The following is a 6,431-nucleotide window of genomic DNA, read 5'->3' on the forward strand; positions in this document are numbered from 1 at the left end:
ATGAACAGGTGCGTCAGAGCATCGCCGACCAGCTCAACCGCGCCCACGGCTCCCAGCTTTCCGCACAGAACATCGTCATGACCTGCGGCGCCGCAGGAGGACTCAATGTTCTGTTCAAGGCATTGCTCAACCCTGGCGACGAGGTCATCGTCTTTGCGCCATTTTTCGGCGAGTACACCCACTATGTCCACAACTACGACGGTGAGCTGGTAGTTGTCCCGACCCATCCCGACACCTTCCTGCCCGATCTGGAGGCCCTCAAGGCTGCTGTCACCGCGCACACCAAGGCGGTCATCCTCAATACCCCGAACAATCCGACCGGTGTTGTCTACCCTGCCTCCCTTCTGAAGGAAATGGCGGAGATTCTCGAGCAGAAGCAGGCGGAATTTGGTTCGAGCATCTATGTTGTTTCGGACGAACCTTACCGCGAAATCGCCTACGACGGCGTGGAGGTTCCGTACATCCTCGACTACTTCCGCAATGGCTTCATCGGTTATTCGTACAGCAAGTCGCTGTCGCTGCCTGGTGAGCGTATCGGTTACCTCGCCGCCAACAACGGCATGGACGGTCTGGACGAGATTCTGTCCGCCCTCAACGTTGCCACCCGTATCCTCGGCTTTGTCAACGCTCCTTCGCTGTTCCAGAAGGTGATCGCACGGGTCGCAGATCTCAGCGTCGATGTCACTCCTTACCGTGAAAACCGTGACCTGATCTACAACCATCTGATCTCTCTGGGCTTCTCCTGCACCAAACCGCAGGGAGCCTTCTACCTTTTCCCCAAGGCACCAGGCGGTGACGACAAGGCTTTCTGCGAGATGGCCAAGAAGTACAACATTCTGGTGGTTCCTGGCAGCTCGTTCGGATGCCCTGGCTATTTCCGCCTGTCCTACTGCGTCAGCCGCGAACAGATCCTGCGTTCGATGCCGGCGTTTGAAAAGCTGGCTTCTGAGCTTTCTGAAACCGTGCCTGGCTTTAAAGCAGTAAAATAATCGGACACATACTCAAAAATAGCTTCGTCCCTGTGGAGGGACGAAGCTATTTTTATATGCTTTTCTCATCGGAAGATTAGAAGCACTCATGAATGTCGGTGTACTCCATCTTGAAGCTGTCAGCAACGTTCTTGCAGGTCAGCTTGCCGTCGTAGGTATTGACCGCCGAATAGATGCGGGCATCCTTATGGCAGGCGGCTTCCAGACCATTTTCTGCCAACGCCAGACCGTAGCTCAGTGTTGCATTGGTCAGTGCGATGGTCGAGGTTCTCGGCACAGCACCTGGCATATTTCCCACGCAATAATGAACAATGCCGTCCACCTTGTAGATCGGGTCATCGTGGTAGGTCATGTGGGTGGTTTCGCAGCAGCCGCCCTGGTCAACCGCAACGTCGACGATGACCGAACCTGGGCGCATCTCACGCAGATAGGACCGTTTGATCAGCTTCGGCGCCTTCTTGCCTGGAATCAGTACCGAACCGACCACCAGATCTGCGGTCTTGAGCGCATTTTCGATGTTGACATCGTTGGAATACAGCGTCTGAACACGCGCACCGAAGATGTCATCGAGGTATTCCAAGCGGTGAATGTTGATGTCCATGATGGTGACGTCCGCACCCATGCCAACAGCAATCTTGCAGGCGTTGGTACCGACGCTGCCGCCGCCTACGATAACGACTTTCGCCTTCGGAGTACCAGGCACGCCGGACAGCAGTACACCGGAACCTCCATAGAGCTTTTCGAGGTATTTTGCGCCTTCCTGCACGCTCAGTCGTCCGGCAATCTGGCTCATCGGAGCCAGCAGCGGCAGATAGCCTTTGTCATCCAATGTTTCATAGGCGACGCCCGAAACGCCTGCTGCCAGCATGGCATCGGTCAGAGCGCGGTCCGCCGCCAGATGCAGGTAGGTATAAATAATCTGACCTTTGCGGAAATAGCCATATTCATCGGGGAGCGGCTCCTTTACTTTGACGATCATATCGGCAGCTGCCCAAACCTCACGGGCTGTTTCGAGGATGATGGCGCCTGCTTTGACGTAATCCTCGGTCATAAAGCCCGAACCGACGCCGGCGTTGCGTTCAACATAGACCTGATGACCTGCATTGACATAGCTCTTGACGTTGTCCGGTGTCAAACCTACACGGTATTCAAACTTTTTGATCTCTTTGACAGTGCCGATTTTCATAAATGAAGCCTCCCTTGATTGTTCTTATATTACAGATAAAAAGACATTGCTTTTCTCCTCCTCTATTATGCAATATTTATAGTAATTTATCAAGAGTTGATAATATTTTGTCACTATTTTTTATTTTTCCCGTTTTCACTGTACGAATAGTCATTTTGCTCTATTCATCCGATGGAAAACGTCGTATAATGAAAGAAAAAGCGCCTTAGAAAAAACGACAGAAAAGGAGGTCCTTCGATGGAGATCACTCCCTTGATTGAATATCTGCGCGGACGCTCGTCCAAAGGTTACAAATATTTTGGTGCTCATCCTGTCTGGGAGGACGGAAGAGAACAGATGCGCTTTACCGTCTATGCTCCCGCTGCCGCAGAGGTCGCGTTGATCGGCGATTTTAACGACTGGCAGCCCTGGCCGATGCAGCGGCTGGACTGCGGAGTCTGGACGCTCTGTTCTCCTGACCCGCAGTATGGTCAGCGGTACAAATACCGCATCACCACCGCTGCCGGAGAGAAATGGGACCGTGCTGACCCCTTTGCCTTTTGCAGCGAGGTGCGCCCACACAACGCTTCGGTGCTGCATCCTCTGCCCTCCTGTGACTGGCAGGATCATGAATGGATGGTACAGCGCAGCAAAAATTATGACCGTCCACTCTCCATCTATGAGCTGCACGCAGGCTCCTGGAAGATCAAAAACCCTGAAAGTGAGGAACAGGACCGGTTCTACTCCTATGATGAGCTGGCAGAACAGCTGGTTCCCTATATCAAAAAGATGGGCTATACCCATATCGAGCTGCTGCCGCTGACCGAATATCCGCTGGATGCCTCCTGGGGCTATCAGGTGTCGGGATATTTTTCTGCCACCAGCCGCTATGGTTCCCCTGAACAGCTGATGGAGCTGATTGAGCGTTGCCATCGGTCCCACATCGGTGTGATTCTCGACTTTGTACCGGTGCATTTTGTGCGGGATTTCCACGCGCTGCACCTGTTTGACGGTTCCAGCCTGTATGAGCCGGATGACCCTGACCATCGCTACACCCAGTGGGATACCGCCCTGTTTGACTTCACCAAGCCCCATGTCATCAGCTTTCTGCGCTCCTCGCTGGATTTCTGGATCTCCCAGTTTCACTTCGACGGCATCCGCTACGACGCCGTTTCCAACCTGATCTACCGCTACGGCAAAAAGGAGGACGGGCTCAACGATCCTGGACTGTGGGCAATCCGCTCCATCAACTACACTCTCCAACAGGATCACCCAGAGGTCTTGCTGATTGCCGAGGACTCCAGCGCCTACCTCAAGGTGACGGCGCCGGTCTGCTACGGCGGATTAGGATTTGACTACAAGTGGAACCTCGGATGGATGCACGATACCCTCGATTACTTTGCAACGCCGTTTGACCAGCGGGCAGGGATGAAAAACCGTCTGCTCTTTTCGATGAGCTATTTTTATCAGGACATCTACCTGCTGCCGCTCTCTCATGACGAGGTGGTTCACGGCAAGCGCACCATCATCGACAAGCTTTGGGGCAACTACGAGCAGAAGTTTGCCCAGCTGCGTTGTTTGTACCTGTATATGATGTTTCACCCTGGCAAGAAGCTGTCCTTCATGGGCAACGAGCTGGCGGAGTTTATGGAGTGGAGCGAACAGCGCGAGCCTGGCTGGAACCTGATGGACTATCCTGCGCACCGCGACTTCTGCGACTTTCTGCAAAAGCTCAACGCCCTGTACAGCGAAAATGCTCCGCTGTGGCAGTGCGACTACGACAGCCGCTACTTTGAGTGGAAGGACATGGGACAGGTGCTGCCGCAGACCTTTGCCATTCTGCGCAAAGACAACGACGACAACCAGCTGTTGTTGCTGCTCAATCTTTCCGACCGCGACTGCCCGTATTACCCGCTGCGCAGTCAGCAGCCTGTGACCTACCTGCCGCTGCTCGATTCGACCGATGCTGCCCGCAAGCCTATTCCTGCGGTATCGCTGGGACAGCGGTATTATGCGGAAATCCCTCTTCCTGCCCTCAGCGGCGTGGTGCTTCGTTTGCAGCCTGCCGCTCAACAGGAAAAAGTTTCGCCGCAAAAATAATACAAAGGCTTTGCTGCATCGCAACAACATAAAAGGAGGCAGGAGAAAACGTTTTCACGTTTTCTCCTGCCTCCTTTGTGGTGTCGTACAAATTATGCAAACAATGCCTGAACGTAGTCTGCGACCGCCTGTTCATCGGAGCAGTCCACGGTATCCTCTGCGCTCAGTACGATCTCCTGGGAGACTTCCTCGCTGCCAAACAAGCCGATGCGCAGCAGGTCGTAGTCCTCCTGGCTGATTTCATTAGCGCCTGCCTCTACACTGTCATAGTAGGTATTGGTATCACCATAGCTGGTATAATACAGGGTATTGCGGACAATCGCTCCGTCCTGCAGGCTGATGAAGTTTTCCTCCGTCTCGCTGCTTCCTTCCTGGGAGGCGTGTGTCTGCACCGTCTGGTAGTACAGTACCGGCTGCGCGCCCTGATAGAGCGAGAAGCTCAGCTCTCCGTTGGAGCTGTTCGAAACGGTAAATTGACCAAGTTCCTCCGCCTGCTCTCCGCTGATCCGATAGACCAGCGCATCATAATCAATATAGTTGTCGTACAGAAAGATCAGCTCTCCCAGTCCATCGTTGTCCAGATCCGCCAGAAAAGCGCGGCCCTGACCGTTTGTCATGGTGAGCTCCGACTGAAGCTGCGACCAGCGTTCCACCCACTGCTGGGCAAACTGCTGGGCAATCTCCTCAGGTGTGCGGCTGTATTGTGCCTGCGCAGTTTGCTCATCCTGCGCTTCGGACGACGATGTCTCCTGTTCGGATGTTTCCTCTGTTGTCTGAGTCTGCTCGGTAGAATCAGCTGTTTCTTGCTGCTGTGTGGCAGAACAGCCAAACAGGCTCCACGCTGTCACCATTGCAAGCAGCAGCGCCAACCATTTTTTTGTATGTTTTCTCATGCTATCTTCCTCCATTTTCTACAAAGGGCCCTATTTTAAAGGACCTGTCCTGTATTTATTGTACCATATTTCTTCGGCGAAAGATACGGAAAAAAGAAAACATTCCAAAACTGCCATATATTTACATCAATGGAGCAAACACTCGCAGCACCGATCTGCCCAGACGAACAGGGAAGGAAACGTTTCTGCACTGTTCTCTTGTGATCTCCTGACTGATCTGCTGTGTCTTGAAAAAGTCGTCCCGCACATCCAGCACGCTCGATGTCTGATACATCCATGCACCACATTCGAAGTGCAGATACAGACTGCGGTAATCCATGTTGATGGTTCCCACCACTGCATACTCGTCGTCTGCAACAAAGGTTTTGGCGTGGATAAAGCCTGGGGTGTACTCAAAGATGCGCACGCCTGCCTCGACCAACACCTGATAATAGGCGCGGGTTACCGCATGAACATACCATTTATCAGGGACGTGCGGCGTAATGATGCGCACATCCACTCCGCTTTTTGCCGCGGTACACAGTGCGGTGCACATTTCATTGTCGATAATCAGGTATGGTGTGGTAATATAGACATAGCGTTTGGCCTTGTTGATGATGTTCATATACACCGTCTCACCGACCGCCTCATCATCGAGCGGATTGTCGGCAAACGGCTGCACAAAGCCTTTGGCATCCGGCACCGTTTCGGTGGGCAGATAGTTGCTGTAATCCTCCCTTGTGCCGGTCAGATAGTCCCACATCGACAAAAACATCGCTGTCAGGCTGAACACTGCTTCTCCACGCAGCAGGATTGCCGTGTCCTTCCAGTGTCCATGCTTTTCATAGGCGTTGATATATTCGTCCGCCAGATTGACGCCGCCGGTAAAACCGACGTTTCCGTCGATGACACAGATTTTGCGGTGGTCGCGGGTGTTGAATTTACTGGAAAGCACCGGTACAAAGGGATTAAACACTGCACACTTGATGCCCATTTTCTCCAGCTTTTTGTTATAGCCGTTGGGCAGGGTCATGATGCAGCCCATGTCGTCATAGATGAGGCGGACATCCACTCCTTCCTTCACCTTTTGGCACAGGATATCCCGAATGGTGTTCCACATTTTGCCCTCTTCGATGATAAAATACTCCATGAAGATAAAATGCTTGGCTTTTTTGAGCTCCTGCACCATCCGTTCAAATTTGACCTCTCCCATTGGAAGATATTCCGTCCAGGTATTTCTGTAAGGAGGGCTGTATGCCCAGCGGGTGATATACCGAGATTGATTGACAGCATCCGCTTCCATCT

5 protein-coding genes are annotated in these 6,431 nt (G+C 52.8%); 2 read left to right on the forward strand and 3 right to left on the reverse strand.

Going from position 1 to position 6,431, the window contains the following annotated elements:
- Positions 1-989: pyridoxal phosphate-dependent aminotransferase (locus Q0L39_RS10015; RefSeq protein ID WP_296628852.1), on the forward strand; the 989-nt coding region annotated here is incomplete at its 5' end.
- Between the two features lie 76 nt (positions 990-1,065).
- On the opposite strand, the gene ald is transcribed toward Q0L39_RS10015, so the two are convergent.
- Positions 1,066-2,175: an alanine dehydrogenase gene (ald, locus tag Q0L39_RS10020; protein ID WP_296628853.1), complete on the reverse strand. Its 1,110-nt coding sequence runs from the start codon at positions 2,173-2,175 to the stop codon at positions 1,066-1,068.
- 237 nt (positions 2,176-2,412) lie between these two features.
- On the opposite strand from ald, the gene glgB reads away from it, so the two are divergent.
- Positions 2,413-4,254 carry a 1,4-alpha-glucan branching protein GlgB gene (gene glgB / locus Q0L39_RS10025; protein WP_296628855.1) on the forward strand — a complete coding sequence of 614 codons (1,842 nt, stop codon included), beginning with the start codon at positions 2,413-2,415 and terminating at the stop codon, positions 4,252-4,254.
- 92 nt (positions 4,255-4,346) lie between these two features.
- Here glgB and Q0L39_RS10030 read toward each other — a convergent pair whose 3' ends face one another.
- Together Q0L39_RS10030 and cls are read right to left on the reverse strand one after the other, a co-directional pair.
- A complete protein-coding gene (locus Q0L39_RS10030; protein ID WP_296628857.1) occupies positions 4,347-5,147 on the reverse strand; it encodes a hypothetical protein in 801 nt (266 codons plus the stop codon).
- Between the two features lie 121 nt (positions 5,148-5,268).
- Positions 5,269-6,431 (reverse strand): cardiolipin synthase (cls, locus tag Q0L39_RS10035; RefSeq protein ID WP_296628859.1); only part of this gene is annotated, 1,163 nt, incomplete at its 5' end.

The sequence above is a fragment of the uncultured Negativibacillus sp. genome, assembly GCF_944388365.1.
Taxonomy (GTDB): domain Bacteria; phylum Bacillota; class Clostridia; order Oscillospirales; family Ruminococcaceae; genus Negativibacillus.